Consider the following 26,507-nt stretch of genomic DNA (forward strand, 5'->3'; position numbering starts at 1 on the left):
CACCCCGTCAACGAACGTTGACACACTCCGCCCGTCAACCTACATTGACACCATGGCCGGAACAGACGCGAAGGACGCACTCGGCACCACCGAGGCCGCCATGAACGCCGACCCCCGCGTGGGGCTGCGCGCCGTCGCCGCGCTGCGGCGGCTCGTCGAGCGGCTGGAGACCTTGCAGGTCGGCAACGCGCGCTCACAAGGCTGGTCCTGGGAGGAGATCGGGGCCGCCCTCGGAGTCAGCAGGCAGGCAGTGCACAAGAAACACGCCAGGAGGTAGGCATGTTCGAACGGTTCACCAAGGAAGCCCGCACCGTCGTCGTCCTCGCGCAGGAGGAGGCGCGGATGCTGAACCACTCGTGGATCGGCAGCGAGCACCTGCTGCTCGGCATCGCCTCCCGCGCCGGGGCGCCCGGCGCGGCCACGCTGGAGCGGCTCGGCGTGACGCCCGCGGCATGCCGAGCCGCAATGGTGCCGGCCTCGGCGGGCGAGCTCGACGAGCAGGACGCGGCCGCGCTCAGCGCGATCGGCATCGACCTCGACGCCGTACGGGACCGGGCCGAGGAGGTGTTCGGCCCCGGCGCGCTGGACCACGCCGCAACACCCGAGCAGTCACGGGGGCGTTGGCGCAAGGCGGCGAAGGGCGCGCCGAAGGGGCACATCCCCTTCACGCCCCGGGCGAAGAAGGTGCTGGAGCGCTCGCTGCGGGAAGCGCTGGCCCGCAAGGACAACTTCATCGGCACCCAGCACGTGCTGCTCGGGATCCTCGACCCTGCGGATCATCCGACCGCCGCGCTGCTGGCCAGGCTGGGCACGGACATGGAGGCCGTACGGGCGGGCCTGCTGGCGGAGTTGGAACAGGCCGCCTGAGCAAGTACCGCACCCCGTAAGGGGCGCGAGGAACTGCGCGACCAGCCACAACGAACCCGCAGCCGACGCACCGCACTTCCCGCGGAGCCCTAGCGCACGCGCCGCAGGCTGCGCCACACCGCCTTGGCCGCGTGGTGGCCGGACATGCCGTGCACCCCGGGGCCGGGCGGCGTCGCCGAGGAGCAGAGGAAGACGGCGGGGTGCGCCGTCGCGTAGGGCACGCGGGCCAGCCTGGGCCGGACGACCAGCCGCAGGGCCGCGACCGATCCGATCGCGATGTCGCCGCCCACGTAGTTGGCGTTGCGCACCGCGAGCTGCGGCGGCCCGGCGGTGGCGCGGGCGAGGACGAGGTCGCGGAACCCCGGTGCGAAGCGCTCCAGTTGGCGCTCGATCACCTCGGTCGCGTCGCCCTCCCAGCCGTTGGGCACATGGCCGTACACCCAGAACGTGTGCTTGCCCCCGGGCGCGCGCGTCCGGTCCATCAGGGTCGGCTGGGACGTGATGAGGAAGGGGACGGAGGGGTCGTCGCCGTGGAGGGCGGCGCCCAGAGCGTCCTTGATCTCGCCGTAGGTGGGGCCGATATGGACCGTACCGGCCTTGCGGGCCGGCTCCGCGGTCCATGGGACGGGGCCGTCCAGCGCGTAGTCGATCTTGAAGACGGCGGGACCGTACCGGTAGTTCGCGAACATCTTGCCGAGTCCGGCGATGCGGGCCATGGCCGTGGGCGAGGTGTCGAAGACGTAGGCGCGGGCGGGCGGCAGGTCGTCCAGGCGCTTGACCTCGAAGCCGGTGTGGATCGTGCCGCCCAGGGCGCGCAGATATCCGGCGAGGGCGTCCGCGATGGACTGCGAACCGCCGCGCGGTACGGGCCAGCCGCCCTCGTGGGCGGCGATCGCGAAGAGCAGGGCCATGCCGCCGGTGCCGAAGCCGGTGAGCGGCGCGATGCCGTGGGCGGCGAGCCCGGCGAACAGGGCGCGGGCCTTCTCGTCGTGGAAGCGGCGGGTGAGCAGTGCGGCGGGCTGGGCGGCGACCATGCCGAACCGGGCGTAGGTGACGGGGTCGCGCGGCAGCCCGTCCCACTGGGTGCGCAGGAAGTCCGCGGCGAGCGTGGGCCACTTGCCCTGGAACGGCGCGACGAGCCTGCGGTACGCACCCGCGTCGCGCGGCCCGAGCGAGCCGGCCGTCTCGCCGACCAGGCGGGAGAGCACGGCGGCCGTGCCGTCGGGGAAGGGGTGCGCCATCGGCAGCTCGGGGTGGACCCACTCCAGCCCGTACCGGGAGAGCGGCATGGCGGTGAAGGCCGGCGAGCGGACGCCGAGCGGGTGCACGGCGGAACAGGGGTCGTGGCGGAAGCCGGGGAGGGTCAGCTCCTCGGTGCGGGCGCCGCCGCCGATGCCCTCGGCGGCCTCGTACACCTCGACCGCCAGGCCGCGGCGGGCCAGTTCGACGGCGGCGGTGAGCCCGTTGGGCCCGGCTCCTACAACGACCGCGTCGAGCATGGTGGCCACCGGTCGGACTCCCCTCGTCCCCTGTGCAGTGGATCAGCGGCAGATCAGCAGTGGATCAGCAGCCGGTCAGCCGGCGGACGCCAGCAGGCCCAGCATATGCCGCAGGGTCGCCTCGTCCCGGGCGGCGGCGAACGGCAGGGCGTTGCCCCCGGCGATGCGGAAGGGCTCGCCGGCGACGGTGCCGCTCGCGCCGCCCGCCTCGGCGACCAGCAGCAGTCCCGCGGCGTGGTCCCAGGCGTTCTCCCAGGAGAAGGCCAGGCCGTCGAGCGATCCCTGGGCGACGTGCAGGTATTCCAGGCCCGCCGAGCCGCAGGGGCGCGGGGTGACGGCGTCGGTCAGCAGCGTGCCGAGGACGCGCTTCTCCTCGGGCGTGGTGAAGTCGTAGTGGGATATGGCCACTTCGAGGTGCTTGCCGGGCTCGGGCGAACCGCTGCGTATCCGCTCGCCGTTGAGCACCGCTCCCCCGCCGCGGCGGGCGACGGCCATCAGGTCCAGGGCGGGGGCGTACGTCCAGGAGGCGAGCAGCTCGCCGTGGTGGGCGAGGCAGACGAGGGTGGCGAAGCCCGGGTCGCCGTGGACGAACTGCCGGGTGCCGTCGACCGGGTCGACGATCCACACCGGGGCGTCGCCGCCGAGCGCGTGCAGAACGGCCGGGTCGGCGTGCACGGCCTCCTCGCCGACGACCACGGAGCCGGGCAGCAGCGCCGTGAGATCCGCCGTGAGGCGCTCCTCCGCGAGCCGGTCGGCGACGGTCACCAGGTCGTGCGGGCCGTTCTTCTCGACGATCTCGTCCGCGGCGAGCTGCCGGAAACGCGGCATGATCTCGGCGGCCGCGGCCTTGCGGACCGCTTCCTCGACACCGTTCGGATCACCCGCGAGAAACTCATCGATCATGCATCCATCGAACCATGCCCCACCGACAATCGGTGAGGCCCGGGTGTATGCAGCACATATCGGAGGTGAACAGGTGCCCGGCCGGGCCGGGTCCGGCGGCTCAGCGCCCCACCGCGTACCCCTGCATCCCGCGCGGGTTGGCGGCCGCCGACAGCACCCCGGTCTCCGGGTCGCGGGCCACGGCGCACAGCCGCCCCTCCGACCACGGCCCTCCCACGGTCACGTCGTGCCCCCGGCGGCGCAGTTCCGCGACGATCTCCTCGCCGATGCGGGACTCGACGGTGACGCTGCCGGGCTGCGCACGGCGCGGGTGGAAGGAGCCGGGGAAGCCCGACTGGTGCCAGTTGGGCGCGTCGACGGCGCCCTGGAGGTCGGGGCCGCCGCGCCACTCGGCGCGCAGGGCGACGGCGAGGAGGAAGTGCATCTGCCACTGGTCCTGTTGGTCGGCGCCCGGGGTGCCGAAGGCCAGCACCGGCTCGCCGCCGCGCAGGGCGAGGGACGGCGACAGGGTGGTGCGCGGGCGGCGGCCGGGGGTGAGGGAGCTGGGCAGCCCCGGTTCCAGCCAGGTCATCTGCAGCCGGGTGCCGAGCGGGAAGCCGAGCTCCGGTGCGACGGGGTTGGACTGCAGCCAGCCGCCGCTGGGCGTCGCCGAGATCATGTTCCCCCAGCGGTCGACGACGTCGACGTGGCAGGTGTCGCCGTGGACCGCACCGTTCATGGCGACCGTCGGCTCGCCCTCGCCGATGTCGACGGTCCGCCGGACCTCTCCCGCCGCGACCGTGGCCAGGCGCGGGGTGCGGCCGTCGGGGCTGCCGGGGCGCAGCTCGTACGAGGCCGTGGCGCCGATCAGGGCGCGGCGGGCCGCGTTGTACTCGCCGGAGAGCAGGGTGCGCAGCGGCACGTCGGCGCCGCCGGAGGCGTCTCCGTACCAGGCCTCGCGGTCGGCCATGGCGAGCTTGCCGCCCTCGACCAGGGTGTGCACGTAGTCCGCGGTGCCGTACTCCGGCAGCGCGTCCGGCAGCAGGGCGAGCTGCTGGAGCAGGACCGGGCCCTGGGACCAGGGTCCGGGCTTGCACACCGTCCACCCGTTCCAGTCGTATGTCACCGGGTCCTCGTATGTGGCCCGGAAGCCGGCGAGGTCGTCGCCGGTGAGGGTTCCTGTGTGCCGTTCGCCGCTGGTGTCGAGGGTGGGGCGGGCGGCGGTGCGCAGGAGCGCCTCGGCGATGAAGCCCTCGCGCCAGGTCCGGCGCGCGGCGTCGATCCGCCGCTCGCGGCTGCCGCCCGCCGCATCGGCCTCGGCGAGGAGACGGCGCCAGGTGGCGGCGAGCGCGGGGTTGCGGAACAGCCGGCCCATGGCGGGGGGCTTCCCGCCGGGCAGGTACAGCTCGGCGGAGGCCGCCCACTCGGGCCCGCTCCGGAACAGCCGCTCCACGGCCGCCACGGACCGTCCGACGCTTCCGACGGGGGCGTGCCCGCCCTCCGCGTACCCGATGGCGTGGTCGAGGACCTCGGCGAGCGACTTGGTGCCGTGGTCGCGCAGCAGCAGCATCCAGGCGTCGAACGACCCCGGCACGGCGGCCGCGAGGGGGCCGGTGCCGGGGACGAGGGTGAGGCCGAGCGAGGTGTAGTGGGCGATGCTCGCCCCGGCGGGCGCCGGCCCCTGCCCGCACAGCACCTGCACCGGCCCGCCGGCCGGCGCGAGCACGACGGGCATGTCCCCGGCGGGCCCGTTGAGATGCGGCTCCACGACGTGCAGCACGAACCCGGCCGCCACGGCGGCGTCGAAGGCGTTGCCGCCCGTCTCCAGCACGGCCATGGCGGACTGGGAGGCGAGCCAGTGGGTGGAGGAGACCATGCCGAAGGTGCCCTGGAGGGTGGGGCGGGTGGTGAACATGTGCCTTAGGAAGGCATGTTGGCCGCCCGTGCGCAAGGGTGCATGCGCCGGGGGTTACGGTGGCACCCCGGCAGCATTCACGCAGAAGGAGACATACCGTGCACGGCGAGTACAAGGTCCCCGGCGGCAAGCTCGTCGTCGTGGACCTGGATGTCGACGAAGGGGCACTGCGCAACGTCCGTGTGGCCGGGGACTTCTTCCTCGAACCCGACGACGCGCTCCTCGACATCGACCGCGCCCTGGAGGGCGCCGACGCCGGGCTGACCGCCCCGCAGCTCGCGGCCCGGATCGACGCGGCGCTGCCCGCGGGCACGGTGATGTTCGGGTTCTCGTCCGAGGCCGTGGGCATCGCGGTGCGGCGCGCACTGGCGAACGCCACCGACTGGCATCACTACGACTGGCAGCTCGTCCACACCGGCCCCCAGTCCCCCGCCCTGCACATGGCGCTGGACGAAGTCCTGACGGCGGAGGTGGCCGCCGGGCGGCGGGCGCCGACGCTGCGGGTGTGGGAGTGGGGTTCCCCGGCCGTGGTCATCGGCAGCTTCCAGTCGCTGCGCAACGAGGTCGACCCGGAGGGCGCCGCCCGGCACGGGATGACGGTGGTGCGGCGGATCTCCGGGGGCGGGGCGATGTTCATCGAGCCGGGGAACACCATCACGTACTCGCTCAGCGTGCCGGAGGCCCTCGTGCAGGGGCTGTCGTTCGCCGACAGCTACGCCTACCTGGACGACTGGGTGCTCGGCGCCCTGGACGGCATGGGCGTCAAGGCCTGGTACCAGCCGCTGAACGACATCGCCACCGAGGCCGGGAAGATCGCGGGCGCGGCGCAGAAGCGGCTGGTCGCCGGCAACGGCGCCGTGCTGCACCACGTGACCATGGCCTACGACATCGACGCCGACAAGATGACGGACGTCCTCCGCATCGGCCGGGAGAAGCTCTCCGACAAGGGCACCAAGAGCGCCAAGAAGCGCGTCGACCCGCTGCGCCGGCAGACCGGGTTGCCCCGTGCCGAGGTCATCGAGCGGATGATCGGCACGTTCCGCGGGCGCTACGGGCTGACGGACGGCGCGGTCACCTCCGAGGAGCTGGCGCGGGCCGAGGAGCTGGCCGCGACGAAGTTCTCGACGGAGGAGTGGACCGCGCGCGTGCCGTAGCGCCCCGTCAGGGGCGCCCGCCTACGGGGCGCTGGCCCAGCGCCGGGATCACATGCTCCCCGTACGCATCGATCGTCGCCTCCCGCGCATCATGCATCGCATACACCGCGAACTGGTCCACCCCCAACTCCCGCAGCTGCTCCAGTCGTTCGCGGTGTGCCGCCGCCGGGCCCAGCAGGCAGAAGCGGTCCACGATGTCGTCCGGGACGAAGTCCGTGGACGGGTTGCCCGCCCGGCCGTGGTGGCTGTAGTCGTAGCCGTGCCGCTGCTTGATGTAGGCCGTCAGGGCCTCCGGGATCGCCCCCGAGGCCTCCCCGTAGCGTTCGACCAGGTCGGCCACGTGGTTGCCGACCATGCCGCCGAACCACCGGCACTGCTCCCGCGCGTGGGCCAGGTCGTCGCCCACGTATGCGGGCGCGGCCACGCAGATCGTGAGGGAGGCGGGGTCGCGCCCGGCCTCCTCGGCCGCCCTCCGCACCGCCTTCACCATCCACTCCGTCAGGTACGGGTCGGCGAGCTGGAGGATGAAGCCGTCCGCCTCCCGCCCGGCCAGGGCCAGCGCCTTGGGTCCGTACGCGGCCATCCACACCGGGAGGCGGCCGTCGCGCACCCACGGGATGCGCAGCGCCGTGCCGTGGACGTCCGTCTCACGGCCCTCGGCGAGGTCGCGGATGATGCGCATCGACTCGCTCAGCGCGGCCAGCGTGTTCGGCCTGCGGCCGGCGACCCGCATCGCCGAGTCGCCGCGGCCGATGCCGCACACCGTGCGGTTGCCGTACATGTCGTTGAGGGTGGCGAAGGTGGAGGCGGTGACCTCCGGGGTGCGGGTGGAGGGGTTGGTGACCATGGGGCCGACGATCAGCCGCTCGGTCTGCTCCAGGATGCGGCTGTAGATGACGAACGGCTCCTGCCACAGCACGGCCGAGTCGAAGGTCCAGCCGTAGCGGAAGCCGGCCTGCTCGGCGCGGCGCATGAGGTCCACGACGGCGGTGGCGGGCGGGTCGGTCTGCAGGACGAGGCCGAAGTCCACGGTGCACGTGCTCCTTACGGGAGGTACTGACAGGTGGTGCGGGGGATGTAGCGGCCGTGTCCGGCGCGTCCGGTGAACGTCCGCCGGTCGATGACGACGTCGCCGCGGGACAGGACGGTCTCGGCCTGTCCGGTGATCTCCTTGCCCTCGTACGCCGAGTAGTCGACGTTCATGTGGTGGGTCCGGGCGGAGAGCGTCTGACGGGCCTGCGGGTCGTAGACGACGATGTCGGCGTCGGCGCCCGGGGCGATGGTGCCCTTGCGCGGGGCGAGGCCGAACATCCGGGCGGGGGCGGCGCAGGCGATCTCGATCCACCGGCGGCGGGTGAGGTGCCCGTCGACGACGGCCTGGTGGAGGAGGTCCATCCGGTTCTCGATGCCGGGCAGACCGTTGGGGATCTTCGAGAAGTCGCCGCGGCCGAGCTCCTTCTGACCCGCGAAGCAGAACGGGCAGTGGTCGGTGGAGACCACCTGGAGGGCGTCCGTGCGCAGCCCGCGCCAGAGGGCCGCCTGGTGCTCGCGGGGGCGCAGCGGCGTGGAGCAGACGTACTTGGCGCCCTCGAAGCCCGGTTCGGCGAGGTTGTCGGTGGACAGGAAGAGGTACTGCGGGCAGGTCTCGCCGAAGACCGGCAGCCCGGCCGTACGGGCCTGCGCCAGCTCCGCGACGGCCTCCTGCGCCGAGACGTGCACGACGTACAGCGGGCTGCCGGCGACGCGCGCGAGCTGGATGGCGCGGTGGGTGGCCTCGGCCTCCAGCAGGGCCTTGCGCACTTCGCCGTGGTGACGGGGATCGGTGCGTCCGGCGGCGAGGGCCTGTTCGACGAGGACGTCGATGGCGATGCCGTTCTCCGCGTGCATCATGATCAACCCGCCGTTGCCGGAGGCCCGTTGCATGGCGCGCAGGATCTGCCCGTCGTCGCTGTAGAAGACGCCCGGGTAGGCCATGAAGAGCTTGAACGAGGTCACGCCCTCGCCGACGAGGAGGTCCATCTCCTTCAGCACGCCCTCGTTCACATCGGAGAGGATCATGTGGAAGGCGTAGTCGACGGCGCACTGCCCCTCGGCCTTGGCGTGCCAGGCGTCGAGCCCCTCGCGCAGGGCCCGTCCGCGCGGCTGGACGGCGAAGTCGACGATGGTGGTGGTGCCGCCCCAGGCGGCGGCCCGGGTGCCGGTCTCGAAGGTGTCGGAGGAGGAGGTGCCGCCGAAGGGCAGGTCGAGGTGGGTGTGGCCGTCGACGCCGCCGGGGATGACGTACTTCCCGGTCGCGTCGATGGTGCGGTCGGCCGTCCACGCCCGGGCGCAGTCGCTGTCGGACGCGGCCAGGGCCGCGATCGTGCCGCCCTCGACGAGGACGTCCGCGTACGTCTCCTCGGCGGCGGTGATGACGAGCCCGCCGCGGATGACGGTCCGTCGGGTCATGGCCGTTCCTTCCCGCCGATGGTGCCGATGGTGTCCTGGACCCGGCGCAGCACGCCCCCGAGGATCTCCGCGCCCTGTTCGGCCTCGGCGACGGTGAGGGTGAGCGGCGGGGCGATGCGCAGGGTGTGGCCCTCACGGCCGCCCTTGCCGATCAACAGCCCGGCCTCGCGGGCGTGTTCGAGGGCGAGGGAGGCGGCGCGTGGCGAGGGCGTGCCGTCGGGTTCGGTGAGCTCGACGCCGATCATGAGGCCGCGGCCGCGGATCTCGCGGACCACGGCCAGGCCCGCGGTGGCGGCGCGCAGCCGCTCGGCCAGCAGGCCGCCGACGCGGCGGGCGTTGCCCTGCAGGTCGTGTTCCAGCAGGTAGGTGAGGTTGGCGAGGCCGGCCGCCATGGTGACGGGGCTGCCGCCGAAGGTGGAGATGGAGTTGGCGTCGAGGCAGTTCATGACCTCGGCGCGGGCGACGACGCCGCCGACCGACATGCCGTTGCCGATGCCCTTGGCGAAGGTGAGCAGGTCCGGCGGGCCGCTCGCGGCATGGGCCTGCCAGCCCCAGAAGTGGTCGCCGGTGCGGCCCCAGCCGGTCTGCACCTCGTCGGTGATCCACAGGATGCCGTGCTGCTGCAGCACGTCGCGGAAGGCCGCGTAGAGGCCGTCGGGCGGGGCGGTGAACCCGCCGACGCCCTGGACGGGTTCGGCGATCAGAGCGGCGACGGTGCCGTGCACCTGACCGAGCATGTCCTCCAGGTCCGCGACGCACGCCGCGGTGAACTCCGCGTCGGACAGCTGCGCGTACGGGCCGCGGGTGCGCACCCCGCCGTGCACATAGAGCGTCTGGAGCGGGGAGAGGCTGGTGGGCGACCAGCTGGAGTTGCCGGTGATGCCGACGGCGGAGAAGGAGCGGCCGTGGTAGCTGTTGCGCATGGCCAGCACCTGGTTGGAGCGCCGGAAGGTGGTGGCCAGCAGGAGGGCCGCGTCGTTGGCCTCGGTGCCGGAGGTGGTGAAGAAGACGCGCGCGTCCGGGATGCCGGAGAGGGCGGCGATGCGTTCGGCGAGTTCGACCATGTGCCGGTCGAGGTAGAGGGTGGATGTGTGCAGGATGCGGCCGGCCTGCTCGGCGACGGCCTTGGTGACCTCGGGGAGCGCGTGGGCGGTCATGGTGGTGAGGATGCCGCCGAAGAAGTCCAGGTAGCGCCGCCCCTCGGCGTCCCACACATACCGGCCCTCGCCGTGCGTGAGTTCGAGCGGCTCGCGGTAGTAGAGGGCGAGCCACTCCGGCATGACGGCACGGTGCCGCGCGTGCAGGCCGGTCACGGCCGGACCAGCCCGTCGTAGGCGTCGGGTCGGCGGTCCCGGTAGAAGGCCCACTGCTGGCGCACCTGGTCGATGAGGCCGAAGTCCAGGTCGCGGACGACGAGTTCCTCCTTGGTGTCGCTGGCGACGTCGCCGACGAACTGCCCGCGCGGGTCGACGAAGTACGAGGTGCCGTAGAAGTCGTTGTCCCCGTACTCCTCCTGCCCGACGCGGTTGATGGCGGCGACGAAGTACTCGTTGGCGACGGCGGCCGCGGGCTGTTCGAGCTGCCAGAGGTAGGCGGAGAGGCCGCGCGAGGTGGCGGAGGGGTTGTAGACGAGCTGGGCACCGTTGAGACCGAGCTGCCGCCAGCCCTCCGGGAAGTGGCGGTCGTAGCAGATGTAGACGCCGACGCGGCCGACGGCCGTCTCGAAGACGGGCCAGCCGGCGTTGCCCGGCTTGAAGTAGTACTTCTCCCAGAACCCCTTGACCTGGGGGATGTGGTGCTTGCGGTACTTGCCCAGGTAGCTGCCGTCGGCGTCGACGACGGCGGCGGTGTTGTAGTAGAAGCCGGACTGTTCGACCTCGAAGACCGGGACCACGATCACCATGCCGGTCTCGCGGGCGAGCTGCTGCATCCGCTGCACGGTGGGCCCGTCGGGAACGGGCTCGGCCCAGCGGTAGTGCTCGCTGTCCTGCACCTGGCAGAAGTAGGGCGCGTTGAAGACCTCCTGGAACCCGATCACCTTGGCGCCCTGTGCGGCGGCGGCGCGGGCGTGTTCCTCATGCTTGGCGATCATCGACTCGGTGTCGCCGGTCCAGGTGGCCTGGACCAGGGCGGCGCGGACAACGTTGGCCATGAGCTGCTCCTCTGCCGGAACCGGCTTGCGCCTGGCTGGCACGCGAAGATCCGCTCCGCGTGGGGATGGATGCGACCGTAGGTCCCGTCACACGCTGTGGCAAGACCATCGCCGGAAGCGTGGCGGAGGCGCCGTGATGAAAGAAGGACTTGCCGCCTTTTCGGTCAGGCGACGGACAGTCCCACCAGGACGCCCGCGACCACGCAGTACCCCACCAGACCCAGTACCGCCGCACGGCGGTTGAGGCGCTCCACCTTCGCCACGTCGCCCCCGTCGACCGTCCAGCGCCAGCACAGCACCGTGGCCAGCACGGCGAGGAGGACGTAGGCCAGGGTCAGCAGGTGCAGCCAGTCGACGAGCGTCAGCCCGCGGGTGCTGGTGACGACCGTGCCGACCTGCTGCATGTTCAGCATGACGACGAACAGCCCGCCGCCCAGCAGCGCCAGCCGGCTCTGCAGGGAGTCCAGGCGCTCGGCGATGCCCAGTTCGCGGTGGTGGGCGGGCAGCAGGAACGTCGCCGTGACGAGCAGCAGCGTGAGGTACAGCGGACCGGTGAGCTTCCAGAAGACCGTGGGGTCCTGGCGCACCAGGTCGGCCTCGATGACGACCGCGCTGCGGGTGCTGCCCGCACCGCGGGGCAGCGCGGGGTCGCCGAAGTTGGTGGGGAAGTTCCGCTCGGCCGGGGTCAGGCGGAAGCCGGTCAGTTTCCAGCCGTCCGGCGCGATGGCCGCATTGTGGGCCGAGTTGGCGTTGTCCGGGGTGAACCGGAAATGCCCGGTGTCGGAGTTGGCGGTGAGCACGATCTGCAGCCGGTGCCGGTCGAAGGGGAAGGCACGCAGATCCCAGTCCTGCCGGAACGTCCCCTGCACCCGCAGCAGATCACGGAACCGGCCCCGGGACTCCGACGGCCTGGGATCGTCCTTCTGCGGGTCGTTGCCGTTGCTGAACGCCACCGTGGGCAGCGGGTCCAGGTCCTTCGCCGGGCACACGGACCACAGGGTGAACCGGGCGTCGAAGGAGTGCTTGACGGGGTCCAGATTGTACAAATCGTTGAGATAGACGCCGAGTTCGCATGTGGGGACCGCGGCCGGTGCGGCAGCGGCCGGGGCTGCGGACCACAGCCCCAGCGCTGCCGGCACCCCGGCCGGCAGGACCGACACGGCCAGACCGGCGAGCAGCACCCACCGGCCGACGCGAACTGCACCCTCCCCCATGGGACTTATGCTGTGCAGCACCCGTACGGGCCAACCGGATCATCGGACCGGTCCACCCGTACGGGGGATGGGTCGCCGCTCAGTGCGATGGTCCGCTCGGCCGCACCACCATCGCCGAGCCGCCGCCGCGCCGCACCTTCTCCGCGGCCGCCAGCCACCGCCCGTCCGGCAGGCGCTGCACCCCGGTCGCCGCGCCGATCTCCGGGTTCAGGGCGAACGCATGCCCGCGCGCCTCCAGCCGGGCACGCAACGGGCTGTTCCACAGGCCCGGTTCGAGCTCGGTCCTCGCCGCGTTGCGCTGGCTCGCCCGCGGTGCGGCGATCGCGTCGACGAGCGGCATGCCGCGGTCGACGTGGTCGAGGAAGGTCTGCAGCACGGTCGTGATGATCGTCGCGCCACCGGGCGAGCCGAGCGCGAAGGCGGGCCTGCCGTGGTCCAGGACGATCGTCGGCGACATCGAGGAGCGCGGTCGCTTGCCCGGGCCGGGCAGGTTGGGGTCGTGCACGCCCGGGGTGACGGGGGTGAACGAGAAGTCGGTCAGCTCGTTGTTGAGCAGGAACCCGCGCCCGGGCACGGTGATGCCGCTGCCGCCCGTCTGCTCCAGGGTGAGGGTGTAGGCGACGACGTTGCCCCATTTGTCGGCCACCGTCAGGTGCGTGGTCTGCTGCCCCTCGTACGGCGTCGGCGCGGGCGTACCGGCCCGCGTGCCGCACGGTGCCGGCCGGCGCGGGTCGCCGGGGGCCAGCGGGCTGGTCAGCACCTTGTCGTCCTTGACGAGGCAGGCGCGCGAGTCCGCGAACTTCTTGGACAGCAGCCCCTTTTCGGGAACGTTCTCCTGTGCCGGGTCGCCGACCCACCGGTTGCGGTCGGCGAAGGCGATCCTGCTCGCCTCGATGTAGCGGTGCAGGTAGGTCGCCTGATCCGCCTTCCGGAGGTTGCCGTGTTCCAGGATGTTGAGGGCCTCCCCCATCGTCGTGCCGCCGGAGGAGGACGGGGCCATGCCGTAGACGTCGAGCCCGCGGTAGGTCACCCGGGTCGGCGCCTGCTGCTCGATCCGGTACGCCGCAAGGTCCTTCGCGGTGAGGTCGCCGGGGCGCGCCAGGCGGTGCGAGGCGGGGTCGACGGGCGGCTTTCGGACGGTCCGTACGAGGTCGCGTCCCACGGCTCCGTGGTAGACGGCGTCCACGCCCTGCTCGGCCAGCAGGGCGTAGGTGCGGGCCAGGTCGGGGTTCTTGAGGGTGCTGCCGACGGCGGGCGGCTTTCCGCCGGGCAGGAAGATCCTGGCGGTGGCGGGGAAGTCCTTGAAGCGCGCCTGGTTGTCGGCGGTCTGCTGCCGGAAGGTGGCGTCGACGGTGAAGCCGTCGCGCGCCAACCGCTCGGCCGGGCGCAGCACTTGGGCGAGCGGCCGGCTGCCCCAGCTGCGCAGGGCGGTGTCCCAGGTGGCGGGGGTGCCGGGGGTGCCGACGCTCAGACCGCTGGTGACGGCGTCGGCGAAGCCGATCGGCTTGCCCTTCTCCAGGAAGAGGTCCTTGGTCGCGCTGAGCGGGGCGCGTTCGCGGCCGTCGAGCGTGGAGACCTTGTGCGTACGGGCGTTGTAGTAGACGAAGTAGCCGCCTCCGCCGATGCCGGCGGAGTAGGGCTCGGTGACACCGAGTGCGGCGGCGGTGGCGACGGCGGCGTCGACCGCGTTGCCGCCCTTGCGCAGCACCTCTATGCCGGCGGCCGTGGCGTCGGCGTCGACGCTGGCGACCGCGCCGCCGTAGCCGGCGGCGACGGGGGACTTCTGAACGGACGCGTGGGCGGGGGCGGTTGCCGCCCCCGCGGCGAGGGCGGCGACTGCGGTGAGCACGGTGAGGCGCCGGTGGGCGGCGTGTCTGGGGAGGGCCATTACTACCTCCGGTATGGCGAACGGGCCCCGGAGCCTAGCGCCCCGAAGGGGCGCGGGGAACTGCGCGATCAGCCACGACGCGCCCGCGGTCGAGGTTCCCCCAGCCACCGCTGGGGTGCCGCCTAACGTCGGCGCACCGCACCGGTCACCGAATCCGCCATCGCCTGCTCCCCCTTGGCGTTGGGGTGGAACGGCGCGGCCGGGTTCTCCGGATGGGCCCCCTCGATCCAGCGCTCGGCAGCAGGCTTGCAGACGTCATGGCCGACGGTCGGCCGGTACGTGTCGACGTACCGGACGTGCGCCTTCCGGGCCTGCTGCTGCAACATCGCATCGAGCCGCTTCTCGGTGTCGCGCAGATAGGGAACGTCGCCCGCGGCGATCGGCACGGCCGGGAAGCAGCCGACGCCGTTGTCCGGCATGATCGCGGGGTACCCGACGAGCGCGACGCGGGCGTGCGGCGCGCGCTGGTGAACTGCCTTGAGCACCTTGGCGATCTTGGGGGCCGCGGCGTCGATGCGGTTGACGAGCTGGTCCGTGCCGCCCGCGGCGAACTGCTTGCGGCAGGGGGCGCCGGCCGGGTCGGTGGGCGAGAGCTGGGCGCAGGTGCCGATGATGCCGCCGAAGCCGATGTCGTTGCCGCCGATGCCGACGGTGACGAGGGTGGTGCGCTTGCCCAGGGCGTTCAGCTGGGGCGGGTTGGCGCCCTGCGCGCGCCACATGTCGTCCGTGGTGGCGCCGCTGCAGCTGACGTCCTTGAAGGACGACACGTGCAGCTTCTTCGCCGTCAGCGAGGGGTAGTTGACGCTGGAGCGGGCGCAGTCGCCGCCGGACTGCTGCGGGATGCCGGGGCCGGAGGTGTAGGAGTCGCCGAGCGCGACGTAGGCCTCGCCGTCATGGGAAGCCGCGGCCGCGGGGGCGGCGGCACCGGCCGCCAGCGCCGTGGCCGCGCCGAACGCCGCCAGAGCCTTTCCGTACTGCCGCCCACCGTGCCTGTACGTCTGCGACACCATTACCTCCGTGAATGTCGAAAAATGACCTGTACGCGATCAACAGTTGTTGATCAACGCCAGGTCAGATTCACGTTGCGTCGTTGACATGTCAACCTCATCGCCTTGCGTGAGCCGCCTCACTCCGGTCCCGATAATTTGGACTCCAGGAGTCCAAATTAGCTAGATTGCCGGTGTGCGACTGACCAAAAGCACGGATATCGCCCTGCGCATCGCCATGCGCCTGGCGGTCGCCGACGAAGCGCAGGCGCCGACCACCCGGGAAGTGGCCGGCGAGGTCGGCGTGCCCTACACGCACGCCGCCAAGGTGGTCAGCCGCCTTCAGCACCTCGGGGTCGTCGAGGCCCGCCGAGGCCGCGGCGGCGGCCTCAGCCTCACCTCCGCCGGACGCACCGGCTCGGTCGGCCGGCTGGTCCGCGAGCTGGAGGGCACCGGTGACGTCGTCGGCTGCGAGGACGAGCCGCCGTGCCCGCTGCGCTCGGCATGCCGACTGCGCAGTGCGCTGCGCGCCGCGCAGGAGGCGTTCTACACCGCTCTCGATCCGCTCACCGTCGAGGAACTGGCCGGCCCGCCCACCGGACCCGTCCTGCTGAGCCTGAGTCCGCATCCTCCGCAGACCTGATCCACCCCTCCGCCAGGGGGCGCACCCCCCTGCGCTTTAATGCGAATCCAAGATGCAAGTTAAGGAGCTGAGCCGTCGATGCTGTCACCGAAGTCGACCGAAGTCGTTCGCGCCACCCTGCCCGCGGTCGGCGGTGCGATAGGCGAGATCACGCCGCTGTTCTACGACAAGCTCTTCGCCGCCCACCCCGGCCTGCTGCGCGACCTGTTCAACCGCGGCAACCAGGCCAACGGCAGCCAGCAGCAGGCTCTTGCGGGTGCTGTGGCAGCCTTCGCCTCGGCGCTGGTCGAGCACCCGGACGTCCGCCCCGACGCGATGCTCGCGCGCATCGCCCACAAGCACGCGTCCCTGGGCATCGCGCCCGAGCAGTACCCGATCGTCCAGGAGCACCTCTTCGCCGCGATCGTCGAGGTGCTCGGCGACGCGGTCACCCCCGAGGTCGCGGCGGCCTGGGACGAGGTCTACTGGCTGATGGCCAACGCGCTCATCGCGCTGGAGGCGCGGCTCTACGAGGAGGCGGGCACCGCCCCCGGCCGGGCCGGGTTCCCGTGCGAGGTCGTGGGCCGCTTCCGGGAGACCGACGACGTGACGACCTTCGTCGTGCAGCCGACGGACGGACGGCCGGTGCCGGCCGGGCGGCCCGGCCAGTACGTCTCCGTCCAGGTCACACTGGCCGACGGCGCGCAGCAGATCCGCCAGTACAGCCTCTCCGGACAGCCGGAAGGAGCCCTGCAGTTCAGCGTCAAGCGGGTCGGCGACGGAGAGGTGTCCGCCCACCTGCACGACCGGGTGAAGGTCGGGGACACGATCCTCGTCAGCGCCCCCTTCGGCGACGTCACCCTGGAGGACGGCGACGCCCCGGTGCTGCTCGCCTCGGCCGGCATCGGCTGCACGCCCATCGTCGGCATGCTGACGCACCTGGCCGCGACGGAAGCGCGGCGCAAGGTGATCGCCGTGCACGCCGACCGCAGCCCGTCGACCCACGCCTTCCGCTCCGACCTGCGCGCACTGGTCGCCAAGCTGCCGGACGCCGAGGCGCACGTCTGGTACGAGGAGCCGGAGGCGGAGTGGCCCGCCGACCGTACGGGCCTGGTGGACCTGTCGAGCGTCGAGATCCCGGCCGGCACGGTGGCCTACCTGTGCGGTCCGCTGCCGTTCATGCGCGCGGCGCGGGCGCAGCTCCTGGAGGCCGGTATCGCCGCCGCGGACATCCACTACGAGGTCTTCGGCCCGGACCTGTGGCTGGGCGCGGAGGGGTGAGTCGCGTCGGCCCCCGGCAGCAGCATGCCCGGCTCTGCCGGGGCCACCTCCACCGCCTCGGTCTTGACGCTGCGCCGCTCCCAGCGCGAGACCCACGTCGCGCAGCGTGACAGCAGCATGCACATGCCGATGTAGATGGGGGAAATGATCATCACGACCGGGATGAACGGCAGGTCGTAGTCCAGATTGCTCGCGATGAGCTTGCCCGCGTGCAGGAACTCCTCGTAGGTGATCAGGAAGCCGAGCGAGGTGTCCTTCAGGGCCACGACCAGCTGGCTGATGATCGCGGGCAGCATGGCCCGTACCGCCTGCGGCACCAGCACGTACGCCATCACCTGCGTCTTGCGCATGCCCAGCGAGTACGCCGCCTCCCGCTGCCCGCGCGCCACGGCGTGCACGCCGGTGCGGAAGACCTCCGCGAGCACCGAGGCGTTGTAGAGGGTCAGCCCCGTGACGAGTGCGGGCAGGGGCTGGACCTTCAGGGCCACGAAGACGAAGAAGATCATGACGAGGACCGGCATCGCGCGGAAGAACTCCACCACCACGGTGGCCGCCCAGCGCACGGCACGGTGTTCGGACAGCCGCCCGCAGGCGAGCAGTCCGCCCAGGACCAGGGCGAGCACGGCCGCGTAGGCGAACGCCTTGAGCGTGTTGCCGAGGCCCCGCAGCAGCATCTCCTGGATGCCCTTGTAGGCGAAGGGCCGCCATTTCGCCGCCGTGAACTGCTCGGTGTCGAAGAGGACATAGAGCACCAGGGCGATCACGGCCAGGATCACGGCCGTCGCCGCGACGCCGTAGAGGCGGTGCCGCCGGACGGCGTGCGGACCGGGAATGTCGTAGAGCGCGGTGCCGGTCGTGCTCATCGGGCGACTCCCCAGCGCTTCTCCAGCACGTTGAACAACGCGCTGATGGTCAGGGTCACGATCAGGTAGCCGACGGCGATCCAGACGAACGACCAGATGATGCTGTAGCCGAGTTCGTTGAGCGTCTTGTACGTGCCGAGGAGTTCGGTGACGCTGAACGCCCCGGCGATCGCCGAGTTCTTGGCGAGGGCGATCAGGGTCGAGCCGATGGGCGGGATGACCGACCGGAAGGCCTGCGGCAGCACGATGCCGCAGAGGGTCTGCCCGAAGGACATGCCGAGGCTGCGGGCCGCCTCGCCCTGGCCGGTGGGCACGGTGTTGATGCCCGAGCGGATGGCCTCGCAGATGAACGCCGAGGTGTAGCAGCCCAGGGCGAGGACGGCGAAGAGCTGGAACGGCAGGACGACGCCGAAGCGCGGCAGGCCGAGCAGCACCGCGAAGAACAGCAGGGTCAGCGGGGTGTTGCGCAGCACCGCGACCCACGCCGTGCCGAAGACGCGCAGCGAGCCGACCGGGGCGACCCGGAAGGAGGCCATCACGAAGCCGAGTGCCAGCGCCAGCAGCGAACCGTAGACGGTGAGTTCGACGGTGCCGAGCAGGCCCTTGCCGTACAGGGAGAGGTTGTCGGTGAGGACGTTCATGAGGCGGTCCCGTAGCGGTCGACGGCGGGGGGCTGCGGGGCGGGCACCCCGGAGAGGCCGAGGGTCGCGTCGTAGGCCTTCTTCCAGTCGCCGTTCTTCATGTGTTCCTCGATGGCGTCGTCGAGCGCGAGGCGCAGGGCGGTGTCGCCGCGTGGCACGCCGATCCCGTACGGCTCCCGGGAGAAGGGCTTTCCGGCCATCCGCAGCTCGTCGGGCGCCTTGGCGGCGAAGCCCATCAGGATGGTGTCGTCGGTGGTGACGGCGTCCACCTGGAGGCTGAGGAGGTTGTCGACGCAGATCGAGTAGGTGTCGTAGGCGACCGGCTTGGCCTTGGGGTAGTCGCGCTCGATGCGCTGCAGCGGGGTGGAACCCGCCGCGGAGCAGACCTTCTTGCCGGCCAGGTCCTGGGGGCCGTCGATGCCCTTCTCGTCCTTGCGGACCAGCAGCGACTGGCCGGCGATGTAGTACGGCCCGGCGAAGCCGACCTGCTTCTTGCGGAGGTCGTTGATGGTGTAGGTGCCGACGTAGTAGTCGATCTGGCCGTTCTGCAGGCCGGTTTCGCGGTTGGCCGAGGCGATGGTGCGGAAGACGATCGTCTTCGGGTCGAAGCCGAGGGAGGCGGACATCATCTTCGCGATCTCGATGTCGAAGCCGGAGTAGACACCGGTGGCGGGGTCCTTCTCGCCGAGGTAGGGCTGGTCCTCCTTGGCGCCGACGACGAGGTGGCCGCGGCTCTTCGCGGCGCGCCAGGTGGTCGAATCGGTCAGCTCGAAGCCGGTCGCGACGTGGTAGACGGGCAGTTGTTCGGGCTTGGGGCCCTTGACGGGCGGGCTGCCCTCCCTGCCGCAGGCGGCGGCGAGGAGGGCGACGGCGGTGAGGGCCAGCGCGGCCATGCTGCGTCGCATGCGTCGTCACCCCGCTCAGTGCTTGAGGATCTTGGAGAGGAAGTCCTTGGCCCGTTCGCTCTCGGGGGCGGTGAAGAACTCCTCCGGCGTGCGGTCCTCGACGATGCGGCCGTCCGCCATGAAGACGACGCGGTTGGCGGCGTAGCGCGCGAAACCCATCTCGTGGGTGACGACGACCATGGTCATGCCGTCCCGGGCGAGCTGCCGCATGACCTCCAGGACTTCATTGATCATCTCCGGGTCGAGGGCCGATGTGGGTTCGTCGAACAGCAGCGCTTTGGGGTCCATGGCCAGCGCGCGGGCGATGGCCACGCGCTGCTGCTGCCCGCCGGAGAGCTGGGCGGGGTACTTCTCGGCATGGGCGAGCAGGCCGACGCGCTCCAGCAGTTCGCGCGAGCGCTTGTCCGCCTCCTCCTTGCCGCGTTTGCGCACCTTGACCTGGGCCAGCGAGACGTTGGCGAGCACGGTCTTGTGCGCGAAGAGGTTGAAGGACTGGAAGACCATGCCGACCTCGGTGCGCAGCCTCGCCAGCGCCCGGCCCTCCTGGGGCAGCGGCTGTCCGTCGAGGAGGATGGTGCCGGACTCGACGGGCTCCAGACGGTTGATGGTGCGGCAGAGGGTGGACTTTCCGGAGCCGGAGGGGCCGATGACGACGACGACCTCGCCGCGTCCGACGGTCAGGCTGATGTCCTGCAGCACGTGCACGCTGCCGTAGTGCTTGTTGACGTTGCGCAGTTCGATCAACGGCTCGACGGCCATTACCAGCCCTACCTGTCCTCGGCTGCCCGCGGTCGCAGCAAAATATCCGCCTCGATACGGGATATGAGGGGCGACACGCATATAAAAGGAATCAGGCCGGATAGATGCCGCATCAGCCGCCATTTGCCCTAGGTACACAGACAAAGCCTGGGTACCTAGCCTGTGGGTCCATACGGGGGAGCCCGGGAGAGGAGAGCCTGGCGTGGGGGACAGCAGGCCGGTGTATCTGCGCATCGCGGACGATCTGCGGCGGCGCATCGACGAGGGCGGCCTCGCCGTGGGCGACCGCATCCCGTCCCGCTCGGAGCTCAAACGCGCCTACGCGGCCAGCGACCAGACGGTGGACCGCGCGGTGCGGGTGCTCAAGGCGGCGGGATACGCGGAAGGGCAGTTCGGGCGGGGCGTGTTCGTCGCCGACCGGGCACCGCTGGGGACACTGCTGCGCTCGACGGGCGCGGTCGACACCCCGTTCGCCGCACAGATCCGCGGCTACGGGACCGCGCCGCCGACGGGCCGCCCCGCGACCGTCCTGACCTGGGAGGCCTCCTCCGCCGAGACGTCCGCCCCGGGACCGATCGCCGAGCGGCTCGGGATCGGGCCGGGCGAGCCCGTGCTGTGCACGCAGTACGAGTACCTGGCCAACCGGCACCCGGTGCAGCTGGCCACCAGCTGGGAGCCGCTGACCATCACCGCGGGCACCGACGTGGCCCTCCCCGAACGGGGACCCTACGCCCGGCGCGGGGTGCGCGGCCGGCTGGCCGCCATCGGGATCCGGGTCGTCCGGGCCCGGGAGCTGGTGGGCTCCCGGCCGGCCACCACGCCCGAGGCGGAGGCGCTCGGCTGTGCGGCCGGGCAGTGCGTCACGGTCGTCGAGCGCACCCACTTCGACGGCGAGGACCGGGCCGTGGAGACCTCCGACATCGTGGTCCGCGCGGACCGCTGGCGCCTGGAGTACACGATCCCGTTCACGAGTTGAGGCTCCCGACTGACCGTCAGATCTCTGCGAGCTCCGCGTAGAGCTGGGAGAGCTCCGGGGCACCGTCCGCCGCCCACTCCCGCCCCGCCCCGACCACGTCCGCTTCGCGGCCGTTCGCCAGCAGCACCACCGGCTGTCCGTCGGACCGGACCCGCCAGCCCGCGCCCGCGACCGTGCGGACCACCACCGTGCCCAGGTACAGCCCTGCGTCGTTCCCGAGCCAGGGCACCAGCTCCGGGTCCTCGCGCCAGCGCGGCTGCAGCTGGTCCAGCCCCTCCAGGGACTCCGGCGAGTCGTCGAGCGCGACCCCCGCCGACTGCGCGTGCGCACGCAGCAGTTCACACTCCGACAGCAGCGCGGCCAGACCCTCCGGGTCCCACTCCCCCGTCCCGAGCAGCGCCACCCCGCGCGCAGCACCATGCCGCCTGCGCCAGCCGTCCAAGAAGGGAATGTTCATACCGGCCAGGATGTCACTCGCACGGATGGCCCCACCACAGGCGCGCTGCACACGACGTGGCCGCACGGCCTCCTTGACGTACCCGCGGTGTCTCCTTAGCTTCATCCCGCCACAGTCGGAGCGGGTACGCAGGAGGGCATGAGTCGCATGCTGCGCACAGCGATGAACGGCGGGACCCGGCACAGACGGTGGCGGACGGCGGCCGGAGCCGTCGCCGCGGGGGCCGTGTGCGCCCTGGTCCTCCCCCACTCCCCCGCCCTCGCCGCCGACCCGGCGGCAGCACGAGAGCCGCTCCCCCTGGAGCGGCTCTTCGACAATACGGCGGTCAGCGACGACGGCCGCCCCCGGGCCGCGGACTTCGACGGCACGGGCGCCTCGCTCTCCGCCCAGGACCTGCGGGCCGCGGGCTGGACGCCCGGCCGCACCCTGACCCTCGACGCCTCGCCCCTGCACTGGCCCCGCGCCGCCGCCGGGCAGCCCGACAACGTGCGGGCCGCCGGGCAGGCCGTGCAGCTGACCGGCCGCGGCGAGGCCCTCACCTTCCTCGTGGCCGGCACCGGCGGCCGGGCGAGCGGCCGGGGAACCGTCCGCTACCGCGACGGCTCCTCCGGCGGCTACACCCTCACCGCCCCCGACTGGAAGCACGGCCCGCTCACCACCAAGGCCGTCGGGCTGCCCCACGTCAACACCCCGGCGGGCCAACAGGCCACGACCGCACGGCTGTACGCGGTGACCGTGCCCGTCGTCCGCAACCGCGAGGTCCGCTCCGTCGTCCTTCCGCGCACCGGCGGCTCCGCCGCGCTCCATGTGTTCGCACTGGCGCTGCGCACTCCCTCGAACGGGTGGACCGGCAGCTGGGCCGCGCCCACCTCCGGGTACGCCTCCGTGGGGCCGTGGAACGAGCGGACACTGCGGCTCGTCGTGCACAGCAGCGCGGGCGGCCCGCGCACCCGGATCCGGCTGGCGAACACCTTCGCCGGGCGCCCGGTGCGGATCGGCGCCGCGAGCGTGGCCCTGCAGGGCCGGGGCGCCACGGCGGCCGGGCGGCCCGTGCCCCTCGCCTTCGGCGGCCGGGCCGGGACCGAGATCCCCGCCGGGGCCCAGCAGTTCAGCGACCCCGTGGGCTTCCGGGTGCCGGCCGACAGCAACCTGCTGGTGAGCCTCCATCTGCCCGGTACCGTACGGGCGTTGCCGGTGCACAGCTACACCACCAACCAGGTCTCGTACCTCACCGTCGACGGCGCGGGCGACCGCACGCTGGAGACCGGCGACGCCTCCTTCCGCCAGACACTGGGCAGTTGGCCGCTGCTCACCGGCGTGGACGCCGAGGGCGGGCCCGGCTCCGTCGTGGCGCTCGGCGACTCGATCACCGACGGCGAACGCTCGACGCCCGGCGCGAACGTACGGTGGCCCGACCTGCTGGCGCGCAGGCTGCGCGCGCAGCGCACCCTGCCCGCCCTCGGCGTGCTCAACGCCGGGATCTCCGGGAACCAGGTGGTCGCCGACCGCTACTCCGGCAACGGCACCAGCAGCGTCATGGCCGGGGTCAGCGCAGGCCACCGGCTGGAGCGCGACGTCCTCGCCCAGACCTCGGCCCGGACGCTGATCGTCTTCGAGGGCGTCAACGACATCCGCTCGAACACGACGGCCGACCAGATCATCGCCGCGCTGCGCTCGATCGCCGAGCAGGCGCACGAGCGCGGGATGCGCGTGGTGGCCGCCACCATCGCGCCGTGCGGCGGCTTCCACGACTGCACCGCGGCCGCCGACGCCAAACGCGTCGCCGTCAACCGGCACATCCGGGGCGACGAGGACTCCTACGACGCCGTCTTCGACTTCGACGCGGCCGTCCGCGACCCGCAGCATCCCGAGCGGATGCTGGCGCGCTTCGACTGCGGCGACCACCTGCACCCGAACGACGCCGGGATGCGGGCGTTCAGCGACTCGGCGGCACTGCGCGAACTGGTCTGAGCCGCCGGGCCGTTGCGCTATATGTCGAGGTCGACGACGACCGGGGCATGGTCCGAGGCGCCCTTGCCCTTGCGCTCCTCGCGGTCCACGTAGGCGTCCTTCACCGCGCTGGCGAAGGGGGCGTTGCCGTAGACCAGGTCGATGCGCATGCCCCGGTTCTTGGGGAAGCACAGCTGGCGGTAGTCCCAGTAGGTGTACGGACGGTCGTACTTCAGCGGGCGGGGCACCACGTCGGACAGGCCCGTGTCGCGCAGGGCGGCGAGGGCGGCGCGCTCTGCGGGCGTGACGTGCGTGAGGCCCTCGAAGACGGCCGGGTCGTAGACGTCCTCGTCGGTGGGGGCCACGTTGTAGTCGCCGAGGACCGCGAACGGGAGGTCGCCCGCGGCGTCCGCCGCCACCGCATCGCGCAGGGCCTCGAACCAGCGGAGCTTGTAGCCGTAGTGGTCGTGCTCGACGTCGCGCCCGTTGGGCACGTACACCGACCAGACGCGCACGCCTCCGCATGTCGCGGAGATCGCACGGGGCTCCTGCGCGCCCTCGTAGTCCGGGCCGCCCGGCAGGCCCGTGACCACCTGGTCGAGACCGACGCGGGACAGCACCGCCACCCCGTTCCACCGGCCCGTCGCGTTGACCGCCGCCTCGTAGCCCAGCTCGCGCAGCTCCGCCGTGGGGAACTGCTCCGCCGTGCACTTGGCCTCCTGCAGGCACAGCACATCCGTGCCGCTGCTCTCCAGCCAGGCCAGGAGCCGGGGCAGGCGGGCGCCGATCGAGTTCACGTTCCAGGTGGCGATGCGCATGCAGCCACCCTAACGGCCGGGTGTGACAACCCCGCCCGCGTCGCCTCTCACGCCCCCAGCTCCCGGCTCTCCCCCGCCACCATCCGCCCGTGCTCGGCCCCCGAGACGCCGCCCGGACCCTGCGGGCCGAGCATCCGGTCGTACACCGGCCTGGCCTGATCGCTGAGCAGCCCGTCGTGGATGTCGATCGCCCGGCGCGGCTTGACCTCGCGGAGGTAGTCGATGACCTCCGAGACCTTGTTCCAGGGGGCCATCACCGGCAGCATCAGCGTGTCCACGGGCCGGTCGGGGACGGTGAGCGCGTCGCCGGGGTGGAAGACGGAATCGTCGACGAAGTACCCGACGTTCGTGATCCGGTCGAGGTCCGGGTGGATCACGGCGTGCAGCTGCCCGTAGACGCGGACGTCGAACCCGGCGGCGGTGAAGGCGTCGCCTTCCCCGACCGTGTGGACGCGGCCGGGGAAGGCCGCCGACACCTGCTCCGCGACGCTGCGCAGGGTCCACAGCTCGGCGGCCGGGTTCGCCTCCAGGGCGGCACGCAGCCGGCCCTCGTCGAAGTGGTCCGGATGCTCGTGCGTGACGAGCACGGCGTCCGCCCCGACGGCCGCGTCCTGTTCGCTGAACCCGCCGGGGTCGATGACGAGCGTCCGGCCGTCCTTCTCCAGCCGGACGCAGGCGTGGGACTGCTTGGTCAGCTTCATGCCGCCCATCTTGCTACGGCTGCGGTTCCGCGGCCTCCTCCTGACCGCCCTGCCCGCCCTCCTCCGCGATGACGCGGCGGGCCACGGCGTAGGCCGCGCGCACGGCCGGGGGGCTGCACGAGACCGCACACTGCAGCAGCGCCTCCTTGACCTCCTCGGCCGCCACACCGTGCCGGAGCGCGGCCCGCACGTGCACCTCCAGCTCGTCGAGATGCCCGCCGGCCGTGAGCGCGGCGAGCGTCACGAGCAGCCGGCTCCGCAGATCCAGCCCCGGCCGGGCCCAGATCGCGGCGTCGCGGCCCATGACGAGCTCGTGGAAGTCGTCCTCCTCGGCGAGCCCCGCTGCGGGCGGCAGGAACGGTACGGGGAGCCCGGCGGGGCGGTGGTCGACGGCGCCTCCGGTGCCCCCTGCCGGACGCGCGGTCCCGGCGGGGGCGTCGACCGGCGGGGCGGGCCATGGGCGATCGGGCACGGGGGCGGCGCCTGCGGGCGGGGGCGGGGCGGAAGGGCCGTCGACCGCCGCGGGCGGGCGGATCGAGACGACGGCGGTGTCCACCTCGGCCGGGCTCCCCGAACTACCCGATGGGGCCGCCCCGGTGGCCGGGCGGCCCGAGGGTGCGCCGGAACCCGCCGCCGGGGTACTGCCTGCCGGAACGGGCCAGTCGTCCACCGTGATCGGCTGGGCAGGCGCGGCGCCCTGAGCGGGCCAGTCGTCGGCCGCGGGTACGGCAGTGCCGCCCGCCGCTGCCGCGGGGGCGGGCCAGTCGCCGGTCGCTCCGGCTGCGCGAGGGGGTACGGCGCTGCCCGTGGGAGTACTGCCGACCGCAACCGGCCAGTCGTCCGGCGCTCCGGCCGGACGGGACGGCGAGGCGCCGCCCTGCGGCGCAGCGTCCGGACGCGGCCCCGGCGCGGGTGCCCAGCCGCCCGGCCCGGCGAAGGCAGAGCCCGCCGGAGCGCTGCGGGGCGGCACGGGCTGGTCGCCAGGTCCGGCGGCCGTGCCGGGCGGGGGGGCACCGGGACGGGCCGGCTCGGAAGCCGGGGCCGCAGGCGTACTGCCCGACGGCACCGGCCAGTCGTCCCGCCCGGCACCCGGGCCGGGCACAGGGGCACCCGGACGGGCCGGCTCGGAAACCGCAACCGCCGAGGCACCGCCCGAAGGCACCGGCCAGTCGTCACGCCCGGCACCCGGGCCTGGCACAGCGCCAGCAGGACGGGCCGGCTCAGCAGCCGCGACCGCAGACGTACTGCCCGACGGCACCGGCCAGTCGTCACGCCCGACGCCCGAGCCGGGCACAGGGGCACCCGGACGGGCCGGCTCGGAAACCGCAACCGCCGAGGCACCGCCCGACGGCACCGGCCAGTCGTCACGCCCGGCACCCTCACCCGGACTCACACCCGCGACCGCGCCCGGTCCCGCACCCGTCGCCGCATCAGCCGGCCGGCCAGGACCCGGCACCGGCCCCGCCGGAGCGCCTCCGCCTCCCGTCGGCCAGTCGTCCGCGGCGCGGCCCGCCGGGGGCCCGGGAATG

The 26,507-nt window shown here is 72.6% G+C and carries 25 protein-coding genes; 7 read left to right on the forward strand and 18 right to left on the reverse strand.

All coding sequences use genetic code 11. The features are described from left to right. The first annotated feature begins 52 nt into the window (after positions 1-52). Positions 53-277, forward strand: a complete 225-nt coding sequence (locus HG542_RS00740) for a hypothetical protein (protein WP_171077969.1) — start codon at positions 53-55, stop codon at positions 275-277. A gap of 2 nt (positions 278-279) precedes the next feature. Further along, on the forward strand, positions 280-867 hold the full coding sequence (locus HG542_RS00745) for a Clp protease N-terminal domain-containing protein (protein ID WP_171077970.1): 588 nt from the start codon (positions 280-282) through the stop codon (positions 865-867). A gap of 89 nt (positions 868-956) precedes the next feature. Here the strand turns inward: HG542_RS00745 and HG542_RS00750 are convergent, their stop codons facing one another. The 3 genes from HG542_RS00750 to HG542_RS00760 form a co-directional block, all read right to left on the reverse strand. Continuing rightward, the gene (locus tag HG542_RS00750) at positions 957-2,375 is read right to left on the reverse strand and encodes a phytoene desaturase family protein (RefSeq protein ID WP_229922765.1); all 1,419 of its coding nucleotides are present in this window, start codon (positions 2,373-2,375) and stop codon (positions 957-959) included. 66 nt (positions 2,376-2,441) lie between these two features. Then, positions 2,442-3,269, reverse strand: a complete 828-nt coding sequence (locus tag HG542_RS00755) for an inositol monophosphatase family protein (protein WP_171077971.1) — start codon at positions 3,267-3,269, stop codon at positions 2,442-2,444. A 100-nt stretch (positions 3,270-3,369) separates the two neighbouring features. Next, on the reverse strand, positions 3,370-5,163 hold the full coding sequence (locus tag HG542_RS00760) for a gamma-glutamyltransferase family protein (RefSeq protein ID WP_171077972.1): 1,794 nt from the start codon (positions 5,161-5,163) through the stop codon (positions 3,370-3,372). A 98-nt stretch (positions 5,164-5,261) separates the two neighbouring features. On the opposite strand from HG542_RS00760, the gene lplAB reads away from it, so the two are divergent. After that, a complete protein-coding gene (gene lplAB / locus HG542_RS00765) occupies positions 5,262-6,317 on the forward strand; it encodes a lipoate-protein ligase LplAB (protein ID WP_171077973.1) in 1,056 nt (351 codons plus the stop codon). 7 nt (positions 6,318-6,324) lie between these two features. Here lplAB and HG542_RS00770 read toward each other — a convergent pair whose 3' ends face one another. The 7 genes from HG542_RS00770 to HG542_RS00800 all read right to left on the reverse strand — a co-directional run bounded on the left by HG542_RS00770 (position 6,325) and on the right by HG542_RS00800 (position 15,029). Next, positions 6,325-7,347 (reverse strand): TIGR03842 family LLM class F420-dependent oxidoreductase, encoded by a 1,023-nt coding sequence (locus HG542_RS00770; protein ID WP_171077974.1) that lies wholly within the window; start codon positions 7,345-7,347, stop codon positions 6,325-6,327. A gap of 14 nt (positions 7,348-7,361) precedes the next feature. Then, entirely contained in the window at positions 7,362-8,765 is a 1,404-nt protein-coding gene (gene hydA / locus HG542_RS00775; RefSeq protein ID WP_171077975.1) for a dihydropyrimidinase, read from the reverse strand. Continuing rightward, on the reverse strand, positions 8,762-10,045 hold the full coding sequence (locus HG542_RS00780) for an aspartate aminotransferase family protein (RefSeq protein WP_171077976.1): 1,284 nt from the start codon (positions 10,043-10,045) through the stop codon (positions 8,762-8,764). Before HG542_RS00780 ends, hydA begins: the two co-directional genes overlap by 4 nt. 29 nt (positions 10,046-10,074) lie before the next feature. Further along, positions 10,075-10,917 (reverse strand): nitrilase-related carbon-nitrogen hydrolase, encoded by an 843-nt coding sequence (locus tag HG542_RS00785; RefSeq protein ID WP_171077977.1) that lies wholly within the window; start codon positions 10,915-10,917, stop codon positions 10,075-10,077. 164 nt (positions 10,918-11,081) lie between these two features. Further along, positions 11,082-12,131 (reverse strand): ligand-gated ion channel, encoded by a 1,050-nt coding sequence (locus tag HG542_RS00790; protein WP_171077978.1) that lies wholly within the window; start codon positions 12,129-12,131, stop codon positions 11,082-11,084. Positions 12,132-12,210: 79 nt separating this feature from the next. Then, positions 12,211-14,019: a gamma-glutamyltransferase gene (gene ggt, locus HG542_RS00795; RefSeq protein WP_171077979.1), complete on the reverse strand. Its 1,809-nt coding sequence runs from the start codon at positions 14,017-14,019 to the stop codon at positions 12,211-12,213. Between the two features lie 122 nt (positions 14,020-14,141). After that, positions 14,142-15,029 (reverse strand): SGNH/GDSL hydrolase family protein, encoded by an 888-nt coding sequence (locus HG542_RS00800; protein WP_171077980.1) that lies wholly within the window; start codon positions 15,027-15,029, stop codon positions 14,142-14,144. A gap of 172 nt (positions 15,030-15,201) precedes the next feature. Between HG542_RS00800 and HG542_RS00805 the strand changes: the two genes are divergently transcribed. Both HG542_RS00805 and HG542_RS00810 read left to right on the forward strand, forming a co-directional pair. Further along, complete coding sequence (locus HG542_RS00805; protein ID WP_171077981.1) at positions 15,202-15,648, forward strand: RrF2 family transcriptional regulator; 447 nt, start codon at positions 15,202-15,204, stop codon at positions 15,646-15,648. 78 nt (positions 15,649-15,726) lie between these two features. Beyond that, positions 15,727-16,908 (forward strand): globin domain-containing protein, encoded by a 1,182-nt coding sequence (locus tag HG542_RS00810; RefSeq protein ID WP_171077982.1) that lies wholly within the window; start codon positions 15,727-15,729, stop codon positions 16,906-16,908. Here HG542_RS00810 and HG542_RS00815 read toward each other — a convergent pair. From HG542_RS00815 to HG542_RS00830, 4 genes are read right to left on the reverse strand one after another with little or no spacing between them, the layout of a single operon-like run. Next, positions 16,863-17,771 (reverse strand): amino acid ABC transporter permease, encoded by a 909-nt coding sequence (locus tag HG542_RS00815; RefSeq protein ID WP_171077983.1) that lies wholly within the window; start codon positions 17,769-17,771, stop codon positions 16,863-16,865. The genes HG542_RS00810 and HG542_RS00815 overlap by 46 nt on opposite strands. Next, positions 17,768-18,412, reverse strand: coding sequence for an amino acid ABC transporter permease (locus HG542_RS00820; protein ID WP_171077984.1), 645 nt, complete (start codon positions 18,410-18,412; stop codon positions 17,768-17,770). Before HG542_RS00820 ends, HG542_RS00815 begins: the two co-directional genes overlap by 4 nt. Beyond that, positions 18,409-19,317, reverse strand: coding sequence for a glutamate ABC transporter substrate-binding protein (locus HG542_RS00825; RefSeq protein ID WP_171077985.1), 909 nt, complete (start codon positions 19,315-19,317; stop codon positions 18,409-18,411). The genes HG542_RS00820 and HG542_RS00825 overlap by 4 nt, the downstream gene beginning before the upstream one ends. 15 nt (positions 19,318-19,332) lie before the next feature. Beyond that, a complete protein-coding gene (locus HG542_RS00830) occupies positions 19,333-20,076 on the reverse strand; it encodes an amino acid ABC transporter ATP-binding protein (RefSeq protein WP_171077986.1) in 744 nt (247 codons plus the stop codon). 202 nt (positions 20,077-20,278) lie between these two features. On the opposite strand from HG542_RS00830, the gene HG542_RS00835 reads away from it, so the two are divergent. Continuing rightward, positions 20,279-21,052 (forward strand): GntR family transcriptional regulator, encoded by a 774-nt coding sequence (locus HG542_RS00835; protein ID WP_171077987.1) that lies wholly within the window; start codon positions 20,279-20,281, stop codon positions 21,050-21,052. 16 nt (positions 21,053-21,068) lie between these two features. Here the strand turns inward: HG542_RS00835 and HG542_RS00840 are convergent, their stop codons facing one another. Further along, a complete protein-coding gene (locus HG542_RS00840; protein WP_171077988.1) occupies positions 21,069-21,509 on the reverse strand; it encodes a DUF6278 family protein in 441 nt (146 codons plus the stop codon). Between the two features lie 147 nt (positions 21,510-21,656). Between HG542_RS00840 and HG542_RS00845 the strand changes: the two genes are divergently transcribed. Further along, a complete protein-coding gene (locus tag HG542_RS00845; protein ID WP_171078009.1) occupies positions 21,657-23,480 on the forward strand; it encodes an SGNH/GDSL hydrolase family protein in 1,824 nt (607 codons plus the stop codon). Between the two features lie 17 nt (positions 23,481-23,497). Here HG542_RS00845 and HG542_RS00850 read toward each other — a convergent pair whose 3' ends face one another. Genes HG542_RS00850 through HG542_RS35890 form a run of 3 tightly spaced genes read right to left on the reverse strand, consistent with a single transcriptional unit; the run spans position 23,498 to position 25,534 of the window. Next, positions 23,498-24,277, reverse strand: coding sequence for an exodeoxyribonuclease III (locus HG542_RS00850; RefSeq protein WP_171077989.1), 780 nt, complete (start codon positions 24,275-24,277; stop codon positions 23,498-23,500). A gap of 47 nt (positions 24,278-24,324) precedes the next feature. Next, a complete protein-coding gene (locus HG542_RS00855; protein WP_171077990.1) occupies positions 24,325-24,978 on the reverse strand; it encodes an MBL fold metallo-hydrolase in 654 nt (217 codons plus the stop codon). Between the two features lie 13 nt (positions 24,979-24,991). Further along, positions 24,992-25,534: a carboxymuconolactone decarboxylase family protein gene (locus tag HG542_RS35890; protein ID WP_308699097.1), complete on the reverse strand. Its 543-nt coding sequence runs from the start codon at positions 25,532-25,534 to the stop codon at positions 24,992-24,994. Between the last annotated feature and the right edge of the window lie 973 nt (positions 25,535-26,507).

Source organism: Streptomyces morookaense (assembly GCF_013030945.1).
GTDB lineage: Bacteria > Actinomycetota > Actinomycetes > Streptomycetales > Streptomycetaceae > Streptomyces > Streptomyces morookaensis.

Excerpts from the sequence above, each read along its gene's own strand:
- HG542_RS00820 (WP_171077984.1), bottom strand. The coding sequence starts at position 18,412 with ATGAACGTCCTCACCGACAACCTCTCCCTGTACGGCAAGGGCCTGCTC.
- hydA (WP_171077975.1), bottom strand. The coding sequence starts at position 8,765 with ATGACCCGACGGACCGTCATCCGCGGCGGGCTCGTCATCACCGCCGCC.
- HG542_RS00745 (WP_171077970.1), top strand. The coding sequence starts at position 280 with ATGTTCGAACGGTTCACCAAGGAAGCCCGCACCGTCGTCGTCCTCGCG.
- HG542_RS00850 (WP_171077989.1), bottom strand. The coding sequence starts at position 24,277 with ATGCGCATCGCCACCTGGAACGTGAACTCGATCGGCGCCCGCCTGCCC.
- HG542_RS00840 (WP_171077988.1), bottom strand. The coding sequence starts at position 21,509 with ATGAACATTCCCTTCTTGGACGGCTGGCGCAGGCGGCATGGTGCTGCG.
- HG542_RS00755 (WP_171077971.1), bottom strand. The coding sequence starts at position 3,269 with ATGATCGATGAGTTTCTCGCGGGTGATCCGAACGGTGTCGAGGAAGCG.
- HG542_RS00800 (WP_171077980.1), bottom strand. The coding sequence starts at position 15,029 with ATGGTGTCGCAGACGTACAGGCACGGTGGGCGGCAGTACGGAAAGGCT.
- HG542_RS00785 (WP_171077977.1), bottom strand. The coding sequence starts at position 10,917 with ATGGCCAACGTTGTCCGCGCCGCCCTGGTCCAGGCCACCTGGACCGGC.
- HG542_RS00760 (WP_171077972.1), bottom strand. The coding sequence starts at position 5,163 with ATGTTCACCACCCGCCCCACCCTCCAGGGCACCTTCGGCATGGTCTCC.
- HG542_RS00845 (WP_171078009.1), top strand. The coding sequence starts at position 21,657 with ATGCTGCGCACAGCGATGAACGGCGGGACCCGGCACAGACGGTGGCGG.
- HG542_RS00855 (WP_171077990.1), bottom strand. The coding sequence starts at position 24,978 with ATGAAGCTGACCAAGCAGTCCCACGCCTGCGTCCGGCTGGAGAAGGAC.
- ggt (WP_171077979.1), bottom strand. The coding sequence starts at position 14,019 with ATGGCCCTCCCCAGACACGCCGCCCACCGGCGCCTCACCGTGCTCACC.
- HG542_RS00830 (WP_171077986.1), bottom strand. The coding sequence starts at position 20,076 with ATGGCCGTCGAGCCGTTGATCGAACTGCGCAACGTCAACAAGCACTAC.
- HG542_RS00810 (WP_171077982.1), top strand. The coding sequence starts at position 15,727 with ATGCTGTCACCGAAGTCGACCGAAGTCGTTCGCGCCACCCTGCCCGCG.
- HG542_RS00815 (WP_171077983.1), bottom strand. The coding sequence starts at position 17,771 with ATGAGCACGACCGGCACCGCGCTCTACGACATTCCCGGTCCGCACGCC.
- HG542_RS00825 (WP_171077985.1), bottom strand. The coding sequence starts at position 19,317 with ATGCGACGCAGCATGGCCGCGCTGGCCCTCACCGCCGTCGCCCTCCTC.
- HG542_RS00740 (WP_171077969.1), top strand. The coding sequence starts at position 53 with ATGGCCGGAACAGACGCGAAGGACGCACTCGGCACCACCGAGGCCGCC.
- HG542_RS00790 (WP_171077978.1), bottom strand. The coding sequence starts at position 12,131 with ATGGGGGAGGGTGCAGTTCGCGTCGGCCGGTGGGTGCTGCTCGCCGGT.
- HG542_RS00780 (WP_171077976.1), bottom strand. The coding sequence starts at position 10,045 with ATGCCGGAGTGGCTCGCCCTCTACTACCGCGAGCCGCTCGAACTCACG.